This is a genomic window from Streptomyces sp. NPDC049915, from assembly GCF_040656475.1.
Lineage (GTDB): Bacteria > Actinomycetota > Actinomycetes > Streptomycetales > Streptomycetaceae > Streptomyces.
Genome location: NZ_JBFAMH010000008.1, coordinates 281,192 through 298,635, shown reverse-complemented (window position 1 = coordinate 298,635; position 17,444 = coordinate 281,192). Strand labels below are relative to the sequence as shown.

Here is a 17,444-nt window from a genome sequence, read left to right as displayed (position 1 = left end):
TGACGCCCGGCCAGGTGTGCACCGCCTGAGCGGCACGCGTGCGTGCGCGTGACGGACTGCGGCTCGTACCCCGGTCGGCGGGGGTACGAGCCGCACCCGCGCGTCAGGTGGTGACGGCCTGGCGGTGTTCGGCCGTGTACGCCATGGCGTGCTGGACGACACCGATCAGCACGTCCTTGACCGACGCGCGGTCGCGGGCGTCGCACAGCACGACGGGGACCGCGTCGTCCAGATCCAGCGCCGCGCGGACGTCGTCGGTGGGATAGAGGGCCGCGCCCTCGAAGCAGTTGACGCCGACGACGAACGGGATGCTGCGGCGCTCGAAGTAGTCGATGGCGGCGAAGCAGTCCTCCAGGCGGCGGGTGTCGGCGAGGACGACGGCGCCGAGCGCGCCCTCCGACAGCTCGTCCCACATGAACCAGAAGCGTTCCTGGCCGGGGGTGCCGAAGAGGTAGAGCACCAGGTCCTCGCGGAGGGTGATGCGCCCGAAGTCCATCGCGACAGTGGTGGTGTGCTTGCTCTCCACCCCTCGCGTGTCGTCGACGGGGCGTCCCGCCTCGGTCAGCAGTTCCTCGGTGCGCAGCGGTCTGATCTCGCTGACCGCGCCGACCAGGGTGGTCTTGCCCACCCCGAAGCCGCCGGCCACAAGGATCTTGAGCGTGACGGGCTCGACCGGGGGCTTGCCGCGTTCAGAGCGCCCGAAGATCATCGGTTCCTTCTCCTGCTCGCTGGGGGTGGGCCGGCGGCGGGCCGTAGCCCCCTCCGCCGGGGGTTTCGATGACGAGTACGTCGCCGGGTGCGACGTCGGCCGAGTCGCTGCCGCCCAGTTCGGTCACGGTCCCGTCCAGGCGCTCGACCCGGTTGGCGCCCAGGGCTCCTGGCTCGCCTTCCGCCATCCCGTACGGCGGCACCCGGCGGTGCTGGGACAGCGTGGAGACGGTCATGGGGGCGCCGAAGCGGATCCGGCGCACCGCCCCGTCACCGCCGCGCCACTGTCCGGCGCCGCCGCTGCCGCGCCGGATCGCGAACTCCTCGAGCCGCACGGGCAGTCGCCACTCCAGCACCTCGGGGTCGGTGAGCCGGGAGTTGGTCATGTGGGTCTGGACGACGCTCGCGCCGGGGAATCCGTCGCCGGCCCCGGACCCGGACGCGACCGTCTCGTAGTACTGGTGCCGGTCGTTGCCGAAGGTGACGTTGTTCATCGTGCCGGAGCCCTCGGCCTGCACACCCAGCGCGGCGTACAGCGCGCCGGTGATGGCCTGGGACGTCTCCACGTTGCCCGCGACGACGGCGGCGGGCGGTTCGGGGGCCAGCATCGAGCCGGGCGGCACGACGATCCGCAGCGGGCGCAGGCAGCCCTCGTTGAGCGGGATGTCGTCGGCGACCAGGGTGCGGAAGACGTACAGGACGGCGGCGTTGACGACGGAGAAGGGCGCGTTGAAGTTGGTGTCGAGCTGGGCGCTGGTGCCGGTGAAGTCGATGGTGGCGGTGCGCTGGGCGCGGTCCACGCGCACGCGTACCCCGATCACCGCCCCGGAGTCGGTCTCGTAGGCGTACTCCCCGTCGTCCAGTGCGTCGATCACCCGGCGGACTGCCTCTTCGGCGTTGTCCTGGACGTGCCGCATGTAGGCCTGGACGACGTCGAGGCCGAACGTGTCGATCATGCGGCCGACCTCCTCGACGCCCTTGTGGTTGGCGGCGATCTGGGCGCGCAGGTCGGCGAGGTTGGTGCCGGGGTTGCGGGACGGGTGGGGTGCCTCGGTGAGCAGACGGTAGGTCTCGTCCTCGCGTAGGCGGCCGCCTTCAGCGAGCAGCCAGTTGTCGAACAGGACCCCTTCCTCCTCGATGGTCCGGCTTCCCGCGGGCATGGAGCCCGGCGCGATGCCGCCGATCTCCGCATGGTGGCCCCGGGAGGCGACATGGAAGAGGATCCGCTCACCCTCCGTGTCGAAGACCGGGGTGATCACGGTGACGTCGGGCAGGTGAGTGCCGCCGTGGTACGGGTCGTTGACGGCGTAGGTGTCCCCCGGCCGCATCCGGTCACCGCGGCGCGTGATGACCTCCTGGACGCTGGTGCCCATGGAGCCCAGGTGGACGGGGATGTGCGGGGCGTTGGCCACCAGGTTCCCGTCGGGGTCGAACAGGGCGCAGGAGAAGTCCAGGCGTTCCTTGATGTTGACCGACTGGGCCGTGGACTCCAGGCGGGCGCCCATCTGCTCCGCAATTGACATGAACAGGTTGTTGAAGATCTCCAGCTGCACCGGGTCGGCTTCTGTGCCGAGATCGGAACTCTGCGTGACCGCGACGCGTTCCATGACCAGATGCCCGTCGTCGCGGGCGACGGCCTCCCAGCCGTCGTCGACGACGGTGGTCGCACTGGCCTCCGTGATGATCGCGGGTCCGGTGACGGCTTGGCCGGGAGGCAGGTGCTCACGGCGGTGCAGGGGTACGTCGCGCCAGACGCCGCCGGTGTGCAGGCGGACGGTCTCGGGGGCGGCGGGAGTGCCTTCGTACGGGGCGAGGGCGGACAGATCGGGGGGTGCGGTGATGCCGGTGGCTTCGACGGAGAGGGCTTCGACGACGATCGGACGGTCGAGCGTGAAGGAGTACGTGGCGCGATGACGTTCTTCGAACGCCTGGCGCATGGCGTCCGGCTCGGTCAGCTCGACGGTGAGCGTGGTGTCGGAGCCGTCGTAGCGCAGCTGGGCGCGGCGGCTGACGCGGATGCGGTCCTCGGGCACGTCCTCGGCGAGGAGTTCCGCGCGGGCCGCGGCCTCCAGGTCGTCGGCCGTCCGGCGCACGCCGGGCAGGGCGGAGGGTTCCAGCGGGGCCTCGACGGACTGTTCCCGCATCGCCGTGGTGTCGGCGAGGCCGATACCGAGGGCGGACAGCACGCCGGCCATGGGCGGGACGAGGACGGTGCGGATGCCGAGCGAGTCGGCGACCATGCACGCGTGCTGGCCGCCCGCACCGCCGAAGGTGGTGAGGGTGTAGCGGGTGACGTCGTGGCCCTTCTGCACGGAGATCCGCTTCACCGCGTTGGCGATGTTGGCGACGGCGATCTGCAGGTAGCCCTCGGCGACCTGTTCTGGGGTGCGGTCGTCGCCGGTCCGCTCGCGGATCTCCTGGGCGAGTTCGGTGAAGCGGTCCCTGACGACGTCGGCGTCCAGGGGCTGGTCTCCGTCCGGCCCGAAGACCTTCGGGAAGTGCGCGGGCTGGATGCGGCCGAGCATGACGTTGGCGTCCGTCACCGCGAGCGGTCCGCCGGCGCGGTAGCAGGCGGGGCCGGGGTCAGCGCCCGCCGAGTCCGGCCCTACGCGGTAGCGGGAGCCGTCGAAGTGCAGGACCGAGCCGCCGCCGGCCGCGACGGTGTGGATGTCGAGCATCGGGGCGCGCAGCCGGACCCCGGCGATCTGCGTGGTGAAGACGCGTTCGTAGGCGCCGGCGAAGTGGGAGACGTCGGTGGAGGTGCCGCCCATGTCGAAGCCGATGACGCGGTCGAAGCCGGCCAGTTGCGACATCCTGGCCATGCCGACGATGCCGCCCGCCGGGCCCGACAGGATGGCGTCCTTGCCGCGGAACTGCCCGGCTTCGGCGAGGCCGCCGTTGGACTGCATGAACATCAGCCGTACGTCCTTCAGCTCGTCGGCGACGTGCTGCACGTGCCGGCGGAGCACGGGCGAGAGGTAGGCGTCGACGACGGCGGTGTCCCCGCGCGGGACGAGTTTCATCAGGGGGCTGACCTCGCTGGACAGCGAGATCTGCGGGAAGCCGATACGGGCGGCCAGCTCACCTACGGCCTGTTCGTGCGCCGGGTGCAGGTGGCTGTGCATACAGACCACGGCGACCGCGCGGATCCCGTCGTCGTGCGCCTGCCGGAGGGCCCCGGTGAGAGTGTCCAGGTCGGGGGCGCGCAGCACGGTCCCGTCGGCGGCCATGCGCTCGTCTACCTCGACGACCCGCTCGTAGAGCAGCTCGGGCAGCTCGATACGGCGGGCGAAGATGTGCGGGCGGTTCTGGTAGGCGATGCGCAGGGCGTCGCGGAAGCCGCGGGTGATCACCAGCAGGGTGCGTTCGCCCTTGCGTTCGAGAAGGGCGTTGGTGGCGACCGTGGTGCCCATGCGCACGGCTTCCACCGGGTCCGCGGAACCGGCGAGCAGGGCCCGCACGCCGGCGACGGCGGCGTCGCCATGGCGTGTGGGGGTGTCGGAGAGCAGTTTGTGCGTGAGCAGGCGGCCGTCCGGGCGGCGCGCGACGATGTCCGTGAACGTGCCGCCCCGGTCGACCCAGAACTGCCAGCCGTTCATGTCCTCACCCCGCTTCCGCGCTGTTCACAGCGCTCGCAGGCCGTTGATCACGTCGCGCAGAATACTCTCGTCCGGCAGCTCGGCGGGCGGTACGGGCCGGTTCACATGGACGAATTCGGCGTGCACGAGATCGCCGATGAGGACCCGGACCACGCCGACGGGCAGATCGAGCTCCGCGGCCAGTTCGGCGACCGACTGCGGGGTGGTGCGGCAGAGCTCGACGATGTCCACGTGCTCCGGGGAGAGTGTGGGATCGGTTTCCGGGTCGCCCGCGTCGGGCTCCGTGACGACCACCGCGATCAGGTCGAGGCGGTGCTGGGCCGCACTGGTGGTGCGGCCGCGCGTCATGGCGTACGGGCGGACGACCGGTCCGGCCTCCTCGTCGAACCAGCGGCTGCTTGCCTGACCGTCTGCGCTCATGACCTCTCACTACCCGCCGGAGGGCAGATCGGTGCGCGGCGCGGTGCCCAGATGCACACCGACGCGCTTGACGAGGAGGGTCATCTCGTAGGCGACCTGGCCGACGTCCGAGTCGGCGTCGGACAGCACGGCGAGGCAGCTGCCGTCGCCCGCGGCGGTCACGAAGAGGAAGGCGTCGTCGAGCTCCACCACGGTCTGGCGGACGCTGCCCGCCTCGAAATGCCGGCCCACGCCCTTGGCGAGGCTGTGGAAGCCCGAGGCGACGGCGGCGAGGTGCTCGCTGTCCTCCCGGGTCAGGTCCTTGGACACGCCGGTCGGCAGGCCGTCGCCGGAGAGCACGACGGCCTTGCGGATGCTCGCGACGCGGTCCACGAGGTCGTCGAGCAGCCAGTTGAGCTCCCCGTTGCTGGTCGTGCGGCCGGTCGGCTTCGGTGCGGTCATCGACCGTCCCCCTTAGTGGTTCCCTGTGGTGCTGCGCCGCGCTGGGCGGTCTCCCCCGCGGCGTTCTCATCGCGGCCGCGCTGCCAGCCACGCTGGAGCGAGGCCATACGGCTGCGTACTTCTTCCGGGTCCCGTTCCTCGGGCTCGGCCGCTGCGGGGCGGGAGCCGCGGGTGGGCGTCTGTTTGAGCTGCGGCGCCAGGCTGGCCTGCCTCACCCGCCGGGGCAGCCGGCTCTGGGCGGCCGGGGCCTGTGCGGGCGCGGAGGGAGGCGGCGCGCCGGTGGTGTCCCGCTCGCCGGTGGAGGCGCGGCCGGCCAGGCCGGGACTTTGCTCCGGCACGGGCGGGGCCTGGTCCTCGGGCGTGGCATGGGTGCTCCGCTCGTCGGCGGAGGCGCGGCCGGGGCTTTCCGGCACCGGCTGGACCTGGTCCTCCCGGCCGGGTCCGGCCGGCGTCGGTTCGATGCCGGCCGGCGTCGACACGGGCCGGCTCGCGGCGGGGTCGGCCGTGTCGCCCCGGGTCAGCTCACGCCGTCGTCGGGCGTCGGGGTCGGGTGTGTTGGACGGCGAGGCGCCGCCGCGCGTCCGCCGGGGCAGCGCGGCGTCCGCCGGGTCGTCGGCGCCGGCGGTGACCGGTTCGACCGGGCGGCGGTCGGCCGTGCCGCGGTTGTGCGGTGCGGGGCCGCCACGGCGGCGGGTGGGCAGGGGCGCCAGGTTCTCCGCGTCGGACGTCGGACGCCTGCCCGGCCGGGGCGCGGGCTCCGCGTCCTCCTCCTCGCGCCGTGACCGTCGCTCGCCGACCGGGCGGCCGTGCGAGCTGACGAGCTTGGGGGTGCGTCGTCGGGGCAGCGGCACCGGACCACCGGCGCTCTGGGTGCCGTCGTGCGGGTCCGGGACCTCCGGGTCACGGGGGGCGCCGAGGCTGTCGCGCAGCGATCCCCGTGGCTCGCCGGCGGGGGCGTCCGGCGTCGCGGTCAGGGAGCGGCGAGGACGGAACAGGCCGCCGCCCTCACCTTCCTCGTCGAGGACGTCGGGCAGATCGCCGAGCGCGTCCAGATCGACGGGAGTGTCCAGCTCGACCGGCCCGTCCAGCAGGGAGGCGGGCAGGCCGGGCAGCTGCGCGGGGCCCTTGGTGAGGGCTGCCCTGCGCCGGCCGGCCGTCTTGGCGTCCTTGGCGGTGTGCGGACGGTCCAGGCGGAAGCCGATGCCGTTGGTGTCGGGGACGTCGTCGCTCAGCAGCGCGTCCGGCAGGAATACGACGGCGGTGGTGCCACCGTAGGCGGACGGCTGGAGGGAGACCCGGACGTTCTGGCGCTGGGCGAGCCGGCTGACCACGAACAGGCCGAGCCGGTCGGTGTCCGACAGTTCGAATTCGGGCGTTTCGGCGAGGCGCAGGTTGGCGTCGAGCAGGGCCTCCGCGGTCATGCCCAGGCCGCGGTCGTGGATCTCCAGGGTGAAGCCGTTGGCGACCCGCTCGCCCACGACGTGGACAGCGGTGTGGGGTGGCGAGAAGACGGTGGCGTTCTCGAGGAGTTCGGCGACGAGATGGGTGAGGTCGGCGACAGCGGGTCCGGTGACGGCGACCCGCGGCAGCCGGCGGACCTCGATGCGTTCGTAGTCCTCGACCTCCGCGACGGCGGCCCGGACCACGTCCATCAGCTGGACGGGCTTGCGCCACTGCCGGGAGGGGGCGGCGCCGGAGAGGATCACCAGGCCCTCGGCGTGCCGGCGCATCCGGGTCGTCAGGTGGTCGAGGCGGAAGAGGTCGGCCAGTTCCTCCGTGTCCTCGGTCCTGCGCTCCATGGTGTCGAGCAGGGTGAGCTGCTTGTGCAGCAGGACCTGACTGCGGCGGGCGAGGTTGACGAACACCTCGGAGACGCCGGCGCGCAACTCGGACTGTTTCACGGCGGCTTCGACGGCGGCGCGCTGCAGAGTGTTGAGGGCCTGCCCGACCTCGCCGATCTCGTTCCTGTCGTACTCCAGGCGCGGGACCTCGGTCTCCACGTCGACCTGTTCGCCCGCGGACAGGCGTCGCATCACGCTGGGCAGCCGTACCCCGGACGCCTCGTGCGCCTCCATGCGCAGCTGGCGCAGGTCCCGGACGAGTGCGCGTCCGATGCGCACCGACAGCAGCAGGGACAGCACGAGAGCGACGATGCCGAGGGCGCCGGCGAAGACGGCCTTGAGAATGACGTTCATCGCGACGGGCTGGACCCGGTCCTGGTAGCGGTCGCTCGCCTGGTCGTCGAGGGCGCCGAGTTCCCGCAGCGCGGTGCCGGCCGCGGTGTCCCAGTCCTTGGCGGTCACGTCGTCGGGCATGCTGCCGGGCGCCGCGGAGAGGACCGACCGTTCGGCGGTGCGCAGCGGTGCGGTGACGGCGTTCTTCCAGAAGCGTTCGTAGCGTTCGCACTCCACGCCGGGCAGCTGCGGGAGGCTGACCTCGTAGAGGACCTCCCGCTGGGCGACCAGGTCGGAGACGTGGCGCAGCTCGGCCCGGCCGATCTTCCCGACCACCAGGGCGGAGCCGAGGAGGGCGTCCTCCCGGGAGAGCAACTCGCGGGCGCGGGCGGCGTTGACGAGGGCCCGGTACTCCTTGTCCATCTCGACGCTGTCGACGACGTCGAGTTTGGACAGCAGGGTGAAGCAGGGGTCGACCAGGCGGTTGTACAGGTCGAGGGCCTGGGCGCGGCTGACGGTGCCCTGTTCGACGCTGCGGCGCAGGGGGTCGATGCCGTCGAAGGCGTCCAGGACGGCGGTGACGCCCTCGCTGTCGTCCGGGTCGAGGTCCTCGCGCACATCGGACGTCGTCGCTTTGCGGCGTACCTCGGCGACGGCCTGGTCGGTGGCGGTCCGGGTGCGGTGCAGTGCGGACAGCGCGTCGGCGGCCCTCGGGTCGGCCAGGTAGACGAGGGTCTGCCGGCGTTCCTGCTGCAGGACGCGGACGGTGTCCCCGACCGGAAAGCCGACGTTCTCCATCACGGAGGACACGCTGAACAGCCGGCCGGCCTCCCGTCCGGTGAGCACCGTGGCGAAGCCCCAGATCGCGGTCAGGGACACCAGCGGCACGAGAAGCAGCGCCACGATCTTCCGGCGGATCGACTTCCCGCGAAAGCGCATGGCCTCCCCCAGCTCGACCCCCACCAGCAGGGGGTACACATGTACGTCAACAAACGGCGCGAGCCTACTACCGACGCACAGGTAACTCGAAGAGCCGTCCGGAACCTGAACTTCCGTACTGGTGGGGCGACATGCGGAGGTGTCCGGGCATTGCGGGTGATTGTCCGGCGGGGACGGTGGGGTGGCCGTCGCCGACCGGCGCACCGAACTCCTGGAACTGGCTTGTTTTTTTCGCTGCGTGGGAATCTTCGCGCGGTCCCGTTCGTCCTTCTCTACAGGAAATGGGGGCGGAAGGGACCACAGGAGCCTCATCCCGTCCCCCGGGGGCATAAAGCAGCGCAAGCCGGGCAGCCAGTGAGGGAGCCGGAGATCTTCCGGCACCGAGGGGAACGGTTCGAACCGGCGGTGGGGAGGGGCACGTTGATGGGCACGGCGGAGCGGCGCCAGACACCTGGGATCGGCACGGCGGGAGGCGCGACGGCCCGGCGGGGACGGCAGCACCCGGATCTCGACGGTTCGGCCGACGAGGGCCCGGCCGAGCGGGTGGTTCCCGAACTCAGGGAAGCGTACCGGCCGTTGTGGGTCGAGGAACCCGCGCGACGGCGACGGCTGCCCGATCCGGTGCGCACGGCCGCCGTACGGGCGGTGCTGATCATCGCCGTGACGCTGATACAGGCCGTGGCAGCCTTCCTGTGCACGATGGCCGGGTCCTGGCTGGCCTTCCCGATGGTGCTGAGCAGCATCGCGAGCACGGTGGTGGCCACCTGGAGCGTCCTCGACGTGTGGGTGACCCGCCAGGTGTGGAACCAGCGCAACGGCGTGGTGTCGACGCCGAGCAGCACTGCGCGGGCGCTGCGCCGCGAGCGGCGGCGGGCCCGGCGGGCGGCCGAGCGGGGCCAGGGGCGGATAAGGCGGCGCGGGGGCGCCGGGCAGCTGTCGCACCCCTGATGCCGCTGTGCACCGCCGTACGTGCGGCTAAGGGGTCGCCGAAGCCGGTCGCCTGAACATCCGCGTCGCCGTGATCTCGCTGTGCGCCGCCTCCCCGGCGGGGATCTGCTGGGGCAGACCGGGCCTCAGGTGTTCCTCGACGCTGATGTACTTCAGGCCCGCCCGCAGGTCGGCGTCGTTGCGCAGCCGGATCACCAGCGGGAACTCCGCGAGGGCGGTGGTGTCGAACAGGCCGGTGGTGTACAGCAGCTGCACACCGAGCGCGTCCGAGACCGCCCGCTGGAGCTCCAGCAGATACGTGGCGTTGGCGCGGCCGATGGGGTTGTCGAGGAAGAGGGTGCCGGCGTGCCGGTGCTTGTCCCGGCCCCGGTCGTTGGACCGCAGCGCGGCCATGGTGCAGTACAGCGCGATCGCGGCGGTGAGCAGCTGGCCGCCGGAGAAGACGTCGCCCATCTGCCCGACCGGCACCCGCTCGGCGCGCAGCACGGCGTCCGGCTTGAGGATCTCCACGGCGACGCCCTTGGGCTGGAGAGCCGCCGCCACCCCGCGCAGCAGCAAGGACATGCCGTCGCGGCGCAGGTCGGAGTTCTTCTTCACGGCCGCGCGGGTTGCCTCGTCGATGACCTCGCCGAGGCGCTCGGTGAGGGTCGCCTGGTCGGGCTCCTCGAAGCGGATGCGCAGGAACTCCTGCCCGGACCACTCGCCGAGCCCCTCGGGCAGCCGGGACAGCCGCTGGGCCGAGCGCAGGGTGGCCAGCGCGGTCTCCACCAGGCCGCGCAGCCGGTCCACGATCGAGTCGCGGTTGCGCTCCAGCTGGGCCAGCTCGTCGGTGAGGACCCGCAGGCGCGGGGCGAAGGCGTCGGCCCACTTCTGGGCGTGCTCGGGCAGCGCGGAGGCGGGCAGTTCACGGATCTGCTGACGGGCGGGGGTGCGGACCTGTTCGTAGCGGGTGGAGTTGGCGTGCCGGACGAGGATGTCGCTCGCCTCGCGGACGGCGGCATCGGCGGCGGACAGGTCGGCGGCGCAGCCGCGCAGTGAGCGGCGGGTCTCGGCAGCCGCCTGGCGGGCCTCCTCCAGCGTGCCGGGGTACGGGTCGGGCTCCTCCTGCTCCTCCTCGCCCGCGTGCTCGCGCAGCAGGTCGCGGAGCAGCGCGGCGAGTTCCTCGAAGCCGCCGACCGCGTCCTCGGCGGCGCGGTGGGCCTGGAGCAGCTCGGCGTGCGCGTCGCGGGCCTGGGCCAGGGCCTCGGTGCGGGAGGCGAGTTCGGCACTCGCCGTGCGCAGCAGGGCCTGCGCGTGGTCGGCGTCGCGCGGGAGCATCTCCTCGGGCAGTTCGGTGTGGGCCTCGCCGTCCTCGGGGGCGTGCCGTTCGGCCTCGCCGCGCAGCCGGCCGAGCTGTTCGCTGGCGTTCGACATGCGCGTCTCAAGGAGCTGCACCAGCTCCTCGGCGCGGGCGGCGGCCGCCTGCCGGGACGGTCCGTCGGAGCCGTCGGGGGATTCGAGCAGCTGCTCGGCGCGGGTGCGGACCTTGTTGCTGAGCCGGTCCAGTTCGGCGCGGGCGGCGCTCTCGTCGCTCTCGGCGCGGGCCTGTTCGGCGCGCAGGTCGGCGCCGACACCGACCTTCTCGTACAGCTGGGAGGCGGCCCGGTAGGCCTCGCGCAGCGCGGGCAGGGACGCCTTGGGCGTGTCCCCGTCCGCCTCCGGTACGTCGTCGGGGGCGCCGGCGATCTCGGAGCGCTCGGCGCGCAGCGCGCGTGCGGTGCGGCGAGAGTCGTCGGCGGCGCGCTGGGCGGCGCGGCGGTCCTCGTCGGCGGCGCGGGCCCGCTCCAGGCAGGCCTGGGCGCGTGCCTCGGACTCGGTGGCCTCGTCGGCGAGTTCGCGCAGCCGGGCCTGCCAGCCGGCGCGTTCGCGCAGCCGGAAGGCGAGTCCGGCCAGGGCGTCGGCGGCGCGGCGGGCCTTCTGTGCGGTCTCCTGTCGCTCGTCGCGGACGCGGACCGCCTCGGCGGCGGTCTCCTCGGCCTCGGCGCGGGCGGTGCGGGCCTCGGCCAGTTCCGCCTCGGTCTCCTCGGCGAACGCGCGTGCCTCGCGGGCGGCTTCGGCGAGTTCCACCAGCCGTCCGGGCGGGCAGCCGGTGCGCCAGGAGGCGAGCCGGGCGGCCAGCTCGCGGTCCTTGCCGAGGCGGGCGGCGAGGGCGCGGATCTCCTCGTCGCGCTCGGTGGCCCGGGCGCGCAGCGCCTGCCGCTCCTCGTCGGCGGCGTGCTCGTCGTGCATGGCCGGGTTCGGCGGGACGAGGAACACGTCCCCGGTGTCCGTCCCGGCGGCCGGGGTGGGGGCGAGCAGGGCGGCGGCCGTGCCGACCGCGACGGCCGAACGGGGCAGCAGGGCCGCCTCACCGAGTGCCTGACGCGCGCGGGCGTGCGAGTCGGGGTCGGTGATGATCACGCCGTCGACCAGTTCGGGCCGGGCGGCCAGTACGCGCGCGTGGTCGGCGGGGTCGACGGACTGGGCGAGGTAGCGCCAGCCGGGCAGGGCGGGGATGCCGTGCTCACCGAGGAACTCGACGGTGGCGAGCACGTCCGGGCCGGGCGGCAGCAGCCCGCCGTCACCGAGCGCGCCCAGGATGCGGGCGTCGTCGGCGGCGGCCGTGCGCAGGTCGAACAGCTGGCGTTCGGCAAAGGAGACGGTGTCGTCGAGGAGTTCGCGCAGCTCGTCGGCGCAGCGGTCCAGCTCCTCCGGGGTGAGGGCGCCGCGGCCGCCGTCGTCGTCGCCCTGCCGGGGCTGCGGGATGGCGGAGCGCGCGTCGGTCAGGCCGAGCAGCTCGGAGAGCCGCTCCTCGCGGGACAGGGCCTCGGCGGTGCGGCGCTCGCCGTCGTAGGAGCGTTCGGCGGCGGTGGCGGCGTCGGCGGCGCGGGCGGCGGTCAGTTCGGCGCGGGTCTCTGCGGCTGCCGCTTCGCGCGCGTGCTCGGTGGCCCGGCGGGCTGCCTCGCGGGCGGTGTCCCAGGCGGCGACCGCGGTCTTCTCGGCGTCGCTGGCGGCGAGGGCGGCGCGGGCCGGGTCGGCATCCGGCGTGCTGTCGTCGAGCCAGCCGGCGCGGACGGCCTCGGCGGTCTCCTGCTCGACCTCGGTGAGGCGCTGGCGCAGATGCCCGACCTCGCTGCGGGCGCGCTGCGCCTCGGTCGCGGCGGACGTGGAGTCCCGGTGGGCGGCGTCGCTGACCTCCTGGAGCTGCGCGGAGCGCTCCTCCTCCTCGTTGGCGAGGTTCTCGGCGTTCTCCGCTGCCGCGTGCAGGGCCCGGACGAGGTCGAAGGCGGCCTTGGTGCGCGCGGCGAGCGCGGGAGCCGCGTCCCGCTCCGCCTCCTGGATCGCGGCGGACACCCGGGCCACCCGGTCGGCGGCCGCGCGGTGGCGCAGAACGACCTCGGCGGCCTGCCAGGCGGCGTGCAGGGTACGGGCGTCGGCCAGCTCACGCTTCTGCGCGGCGGCGGCCTTCTCGGCGGCGGTGAGCGCCAAGGACGCGTGCCGGTAGGCGAGTTCTGCCGCGATGAGGGCGCTGCGTTCGCGGGCGCCCTCGGCGTGTGTGACGGCGTAGGCGGCGGCCGTGACCCGCTGGGCGAGGTCGGTGGCGCGGGCGCGCTCCTGCACCGCCCGCGCGGAGAGCCGGCGGGCCAGGGTGCGGGTGCGGCGTTCGGCGCCGGTGTGGACGTCACGCGCGCGTGCGCGGGCGTCCGCTGCCTCGACGATCCTGCCGAGCAGGTCGACGGAGCCGGCGGTGAAGTCGCGTTCGGCGATCAGTTCGGCGCGCCGGCCGAGCTTGTTGCCGAAGCCGCCGACCAGGTCGGCGAGCCCGTCGGTGTCGCGGGTGTCGGTGACCGCGCGCAGCAGCAGGTCGGTGAAGTCGGAGTCCTTCTTCACCGCGAACAGGCCGGCGGCCTCACCCTCGTCGGCGTTCATCTCCCGCTGATAGCGGAAGAGTTCGGGGTCGAGGCCGAGGTCGCCGAGGTGCTCGGTCCAGCGTTCGTGGATCTCCTCCCAGTGCACCTCCAGGTGCGGGTACGCCTTGCCGGCCTCGGTGATCGCGTCGCGGAAGCCCTTCATGGTGCGGCGGCGGCCCTGCGCGCCGGACTGGCCCTCGACGGGCGGGCGTACGGCGGTGGACTCGGCGACCGGCAGGTTGTCCAGGCTGAGTCCGGGGCCGGGCCGGAAGGAGTACCAGGCCTCGGCGAACTTGCGCGGGTCGTTGGAGACCTGGCGGCCGCGCCACTCGCTGACCTTGCCGACGACGACGAACTCGCCGGTCTGCACGTGCTGCCACTCCAGGGCGACGTGCCCGCAGTCGTCGGCGAGCAGGAACTTGCGCAGCACGCCGGAACTGGCACCGCCCAGGGTGTTGCGGTGGCCCGGCAGCATCACCGAGAAGATCAGCTTGAGCAGGACGGACTTGCCGCCGCCGTTCTCCAGGAAGAGCACGCCGGCCGGTGCGGGCCGGCGCGGCGGGCCGACCGGCTCCTCCTCGAAGAACTCCGCCTGGGCGGGCGCGGGGTCGGGCACCGGCTCGCCCACGCCTCGCAGGTCAAGCACGGTGTCGGCGTAGCGGGCACCAGCGGGACCGATGGAGTAGAGGCGGACCCGGGACAGCTCGTACATGGCGGACTCTCGTTAAGTCTTCGAAAAAGGTGCGGTGGTTCGGCGGGTGCGGGTCAGGAGTGGAACGGCAGCCCGGCGTCGGCCACCAGGTCCAGGTCCTCGGCGTCCTCGGCGGGCAGCAGCGTCGGCGTGCCGTCGGTGACGGGGACGACGCCCAGTTCCAGCAGCTCGGCCATGGCGGCGCTGCCGGCCATGTCGCGCACCTGGAGCTGGTAGCGGGCCGTGGTGCGGTAGGTGCCGCCGTTGTCGTCACCGGTGCGCTGCAGGAATCCGGAGTCGGTGAGGAAGGCGACGGCCTTGGCGACGATGCCGGTGGTCGAGCCGGCGAGCCGGCGGGCGTCCTTGGTGGCGCCGGTGGCGCTGCGTCTGGCCCAGATCCGCCAGGCGGCCTCCAGGCCGGGTGCGTCGGTGACGGGGTCGGTGTTCTCGCCCTGTTCGGCGGCCCGCTCCTCCAGACGGCGGCAGGCCTGCCGGACGAAGGCGTCGACGCCGTTCACGGTGACGCGGCCGATGTAGCCGTCGTCGGCGAGGTCCTCGGGGCGGGGGAAGGCGAGGGCGGCGACGGCGAGATGGGCGAGGCCGTGCAGGAAGCGGTCGCCGGAGTCGGCGGAGGCGCGACGCGCGTAGTCGCCCATGCGGACGGCGAAGACGGAGTCCTCGGCGGCGGTCACGGCCATGCCGGCGCGCGGGGACACCTCCAGCACCACCAGGCCGAGCCCGGCGGCGACGGCGTCGGCGAGCCGGGCGAACGGCGGGTCCTCGCGGTAGCGGCGCAGCAGGTCGGCGTACTCCTGGTCGCGGGCCGGCTGGAGCTTGGGCTGCAGGCCGAAGGCGACGAGCCGGGCCGCGTCGGCGGCGTCGGCGGGGGTGACGGCGGCGGTCGCCGGGGCGGGTCCGGCTTCCGGCTCACTCCACTCGACGTGCTCGGTCACGGCTGTCGCTCCTTGTCGTGCGGGTCGTGCGGGTCGTGCGCGGGTCCTGCTGGTCGTACGGGTCCCTCGGGTCGTGCGGGCCCCTCGGGTCGTACCGGCAGTCCGGGTCGCGCGGGTCCAGACGGCGCTTCGGGTCGTGCGGGTACTGACTCATGCCGCTTCCGTCCGGTCCGCGGCCATCCCCGCGGCGTCCAGCAGCGCCGTGCCGACGATGAGGTCGGCGCCGCCGAACTCCGGGTCGTCCAGTTCGGTGCCGTCGTCGACGGCGAACAGCAGCTTCTCCTCGCCCTGCCGGTACGCGGTGCCGAAGGGCGGGCTGGCCGCGTGCACGGCCAGCAGGGCGACCAGGTAGGGCAGGTCGGGGTCCTTGCCGCGGGCCTCGGCGAGCAGACCGGACAGTCGACGGGGCGCGTCGTGCGGCAGCTCCAGCAGCTCCTGCGCGGCGGCCATCTGCTCCTCGCTGAACCGGCTGTCGTCGGGCGTGGCGACCAGGTCGGGCTCGGGCATCTCCGCACCGAGGTGCTCCCGTTCGACGGGCGGGGTCAGCAGTATGTCGACCAGGTCGCCGACCCGCACGGCCATCGGGGTGCGCAGGCCGGTGCCGCGGTGGAAGAACGCGTCCGTCACGCGCGTGGCCTGTTCCAGCGGCAGCGGCAGGGTCGGCGCGAGGAGGTGGCCGTACAGGTCGAGTCCCGAGGTCGTCAGCGGTGTGGCGAAGGCCTGCCGGTCCTGTTCCGCGCGGAAGAGGGGACCGGCCTCCAGCAGGCGGGACTGCAGCTGGGTGTGGCGGCGGATGCAGTCCTTGACGATGTCGACGAGTTCGGCGGCGCGCCGCTTGTGCTCGGGGTCCTCGGACTCGTCGCGGGCCTTGCGGATGTTGGTGAGGATCGCGTTCTCGTGGCGGTAGCGCTCGGCGACGTGGTCGAGGGCTTCGGCGATCATGTCGGGCACGGCGTTGAGCCAGTCCACCGCGCGGACGTTGCGCCGGGTCGCGTCCAGGGCGCGGCGCAGGGTCTCGGAGTACTGCACCGTCCGGTAGCGGGCCTGCTCGGCGGCGAGCTGGGCGTCGGCCAGCCGGCCGCGGTTGATCAGGACCTCCAGCTTGACCTCGGCGGCGATCTGGGCGCTGGTGACGTCGGTGTCGAGGGCGCCGACGAGGACGTTGACGGCTTCGTCGGTGGTGCGCAGATAGACCGTGCCGCCGGGGCCCGGGACCTCTTCGATCAGCTTGAAGTCGTAGTCCCGGCGGATGTAGGAGCCGTCGGCGGCGAAGGTGCCGTAGACCGCGCGGAAGCCGCGGTCTACGCTGCCGACGTTGATCAGGTTCTCCAGGACCCAGCGGGCCACCCGCTCGTGCTCGGCGGCCGGGCGCTGCGGGGCCTGCGCGGCGATGCGCGGGATCAGCCGGGCGACGATCTGCTCGTGGTCGGCGCCCGTGTCGAAGTCCATGTTGAGTGTGACGAGGTCGATCGCGGCGAGGGCGATCTCCGCCATGCCGTACACCGAGTACTCACCGGCGAGATTGGCCTTGCGCGCGTCGAGGTCGTGGATCGGCGCGGTGCAGGCGAGCGCGCGCAGCCGGCGCGCCAGGCCCTCGTCGGCGGCCGGGCCCGGTGCGGGGCGCGGCCCCGCGCTGAGCTGGGGCGGAGCGCTGTCCGTCGATGCAGGCGAAGTCACGGTGCACAGACTAGGTCCTTGGTCTGACAACAGCCCAAACGGGCGGCTCCGCCGGTTTCGCCGGGTGGGCTCGGGGGCTCGTGTGGTCTTGCGGATGCGGGCCGTCGTGGGTTGCTCGCGCAGTTCCCCGCACCCCTGGGGGGTCGCACAGCCGTCAGCCGGGAAGCGCCCTTCGGCTGCGGCCGCCGCCGGCCAGGGAGTTACGCCTCGTCTCCGACCCGTCGTCGGTACACCTCGACCACCCGGTCCAGGGAGTCGCGCAAGTACACGGCGAGCAATTGCTCCGCACCCGCCTTGTCCCCGTTTCGCAGCGTTTGCAGGATTTGCCGGTTGCGCACCAGATACGGCTCATGGAGCTGCCGCGGGTCGTCCACCACGTGGAACGCCAGGCGGAGTTCGGCGAAGACGCTGCGCATGACCTCGTCGGTGCGTTCACTGCCGGCCAGGGCGACCAGCTCCTGGTGGAAGTGGATGTTCGCGGTGCCCAGCGATTTCCAGTCGTTCTCGGCGCCGGCCCGTTCACCCTCGGCCACCGCCGCGGCGAGGCCGTCGAGGGCGTACGGCGGGTCGCCGAGGCCCCGCACGACCGCACACTCGACCAACGCGCGCGTGCGGTAGATGTCCTCCACGTCCTCGACCGTCAGGACGCGGACGAACACGCCCCGGTTGAGTTCGTGGACGAGCAGGCGCTCATGGGTGAGCAGCCGGAACGCCTCGCGCAATGTGTTGCGGGACACACCGAGCGCGCCGCCGATGCTGTCCTCCGACAGCCGGGTGCCGGGCGGGAAGAAGCCGTCGGCGATCCGGCTCCGGAGGATGTCCGAGACCCGCTCGGCCGTGCTGGTGCGGCCCAGAAGGGCACGGTCGTCGGCCAGTGACGCCAGCTGCTCTGCCATGCCCGGAATTCAATCGCAGATACAGGGACGAGACAACGGGGGTATTGAAGGATCGTTGAACGATCCTCT

At 73.2% G+C, this 17,444-nt stretch carries 11 protein-coding genes; 1 reads left to right on the top strand and 10 read right to left on the bottom strand.

Going from position 1 to position 17,444, the window contains the following annotated elements; all coding sequences use genetic code 11:
* Window positions 1–103 precede the first annotated feature (103 nt).
* From AB0J12_RS17305 to AB0J12_RS17285, 5 genes are read right to left on the bottom strand one after another with little or no spacing between them, the layout of a single operon-like run.
* Complete coding sequence (locus AB0J12_RS17305) at window positions 104–709, bottom strand: ATP/GTP-binding protein (protein ID WP_363265129.1); 606 nt, start codon at window positions 707–709, stop codon at window positions 104–106.
* Window positions 690–4,307, bottom strand: coding sequence for a hydantoinase B/oxoprolinase family protein (locus AB0J12_RS17300; protein WP_363265128.1), 3,618 nt, complete (start codon window positions 4,305–4,307; stop codon window positions 690–692). The genes AB0J12_RS17305 and AB0J12_RS17300 overlap by 20 nt, the downstream gene beginning before the upstream one ends.
* A gap of 24 nt (window positions 4,308–4,331) precedes the next feature.
* A complete protein-coding gene (locus tag AB0J12_RS17295) occupies window positions 4,332–4,727 on the bottom strand; it encodes a DUF742 domain-containing protein (protein WP_363265127.1) in 396 nt (131 codons plus the stop codon).
* 9 nt (window positions 4,728–4,736) lie between these two features.
* Window positions 4,737–5,168, bottom strand: a complete 432-nt coding sequence (locus AB0J12_RS17290) for a roadblock/LC7 domain-containing protein (RefSeq protein WP_363265126.1) — start codon at window positions 5,166–5,168, stop codon at window positions 4,737–4,739.
* Entirely contained in the window at window positions 5,165–8,281 is a 3,117-nt protein-coding gene (locus AB0J12_RS17285) for a nitrate- and nitrite sensing domain-containing protein (protein WP_363265153.1), read from the bottom strand. Before AB0J12_RS17285 ends, AB0J12_RS17290 begins: the two co-directional genes overlap by 4 nt.
* 423 nt (window positions 8,282–8,704) lie before the next feature.
* Between AB0J12_RS17285 and AB0J12_RS17280 the strand changes: the two genes are divergently transcribed.
* Window positions 8,705–9,229: a hypothetical protein gene (locus AB0J12_RS17280; protein WP_363265125.1), complete on the top strand. Its 525-nt coding sequence runs from the start codon at window positions 8,705–8,707 to the stop codon at window positions 9,227–9,229.
* 27 nt (window positions 9,230–9,256) lie between these two features.
* Here the strand turns inward: AB0J12_RS17280 and AB0J12_RS17275 are convergent, their stop codons facing one another.
* The 5 genes from AB0J12_RS17275 to AB0J12_RS17255 all read right to left on the bottom strand — a co-directional run bounded on the left by AB0J12_RS17275 (window position 9,257) and on the right by AB0J12_RS17255 (window position 17,375).
* Window positions 9,257–13,870, bottom strand: a complete 4,614-nt coding sequence (locus tag AB0J12_RS17275) for a hypothetical protein (RefSeq protein ID WP_363265124.1) — start codon at window positions 13,868–13,870, stop codon at window positions 9,257–9,259.
* A gap of 53 nt (window positions 13,871–13,923) precedes the next feature.
* Window positions 13,924–14,802, bottom strand: coding sequence for a hypothetical protein (locus tag AB0J12_RS17270; RefSeq protein WP_363265123.1), 879 nt, complete (start codon window positions 14,800–14,802; stop codon window positions 13,924–13,926).
* Window positions 14,777–14,956: a hypothetical protein gene (locus AB0J12_RS17265; protein ID WP_363265122.1), complete on the bottom strand. Its 180-nt coding sequence runs from the start codon at window positions 14,954–14,956 to the stop codon at window positions 14,777–14,779. The genes AB0J12_RS17270 and AB0J12_RS17265 overlap by 26 nt, the downstream gene beginning before the upstream one ends.
* Entirely contained in the window at window positions 14,953–16,479 is a 1,527-nt protein-coding gene (locus tag AB0J12_RS17260; RefSeq protein ID WP_363265121.1) for a hypothetical protein, read from the bottom strand. The genes AB0J12_RS17265 and AB0J12_RS17260 overlap by 4 nt, the downstream gene beginning before the upstream one ends.
* 200 nt (window positions 16,480–16,679) lie before the next feature.
* Window positions 16,680–17,375: a GntR family transcriptional regulator gene (locus AB0J12_RS17255; RefSeq protein ID WP_363265120.1), complete on the bottom strand. Its 696-nt coding sequence runs from the start codon at window positions 17,373–17,375 to the stop codon at window positions 16,680–16,682.
* Window positions 17,376–17,444 lie beyond the last annotated feature (69 nt).

Bases quoted from the DNA above. Each gene is read 5' to 3' on its own strand.
- AB0J12_RS17275 (WP_363265124.1), bottom strand. From the start codon at position 13,870: ATGTACGAGCTGTCCCGGGTCCGCCTCTACTCCATCGGTCCCGCTGGT.
- AB0J12_RS17280 (WP_363265125.1), top strand. From the start codon at position 8,705: ATGGGCACGGCGGAGCGGCGCCAGACACCTGGGATCGGCACGGCGGGA.
- AB0J12_RS17300 (WP_363265128.1), bottom strand. From the start codon at position 4,307: ATGAACGGCTGGCAGTTCTGGGTCGACCGGGGCGGCACGTTCACGGAC.
- AB0J12_RS17295 (WP_363265127.1), bottom strand. From the start codon at position 4,727: ATGAGCGCAGACGGTCAGGCAAGCAGCCGCTGGTTCGACGAGGAGGCC.
- AB0J12_RS17290 (WP_363265126.1), bottom strand. From the start codon at position 5,168: ATGACCGCACCGAAGCCGACCGGCCGCACGACCAGCAACGGGGAGCTC.
- AB0J12_RS17305 (WP_363265129.1), bottom strand. From the start codon at position 709: ATGATCTTCGGGCGCTCTGAACGCGGCAAGCCCCCGGTCGAGCCCGTC.
- AB0J12_RS17285 (WP_363265153.1), bottom strand. From the start codon at position 8,281: ATGCGCTTTCGCGGGAAGTCGATCCGCCGGAAGATCGTGGCGCTGCTT.
- AB0J12_RS17265 (WP_363265122.1), bottom strand. From the start codon at position 14,956: ATGAGTCAGTACCCGCACGACCCGAAGCGCCGTCTGGACCCGCGCGAC.
- AB0J12_RS17255 (WP_363265120.1), bottom strand. From the start codon at position 17,375: ATGGCAGAGCAGCTGGCGTCACTGGCCGACGACCGTGCCCTTCTGGGC.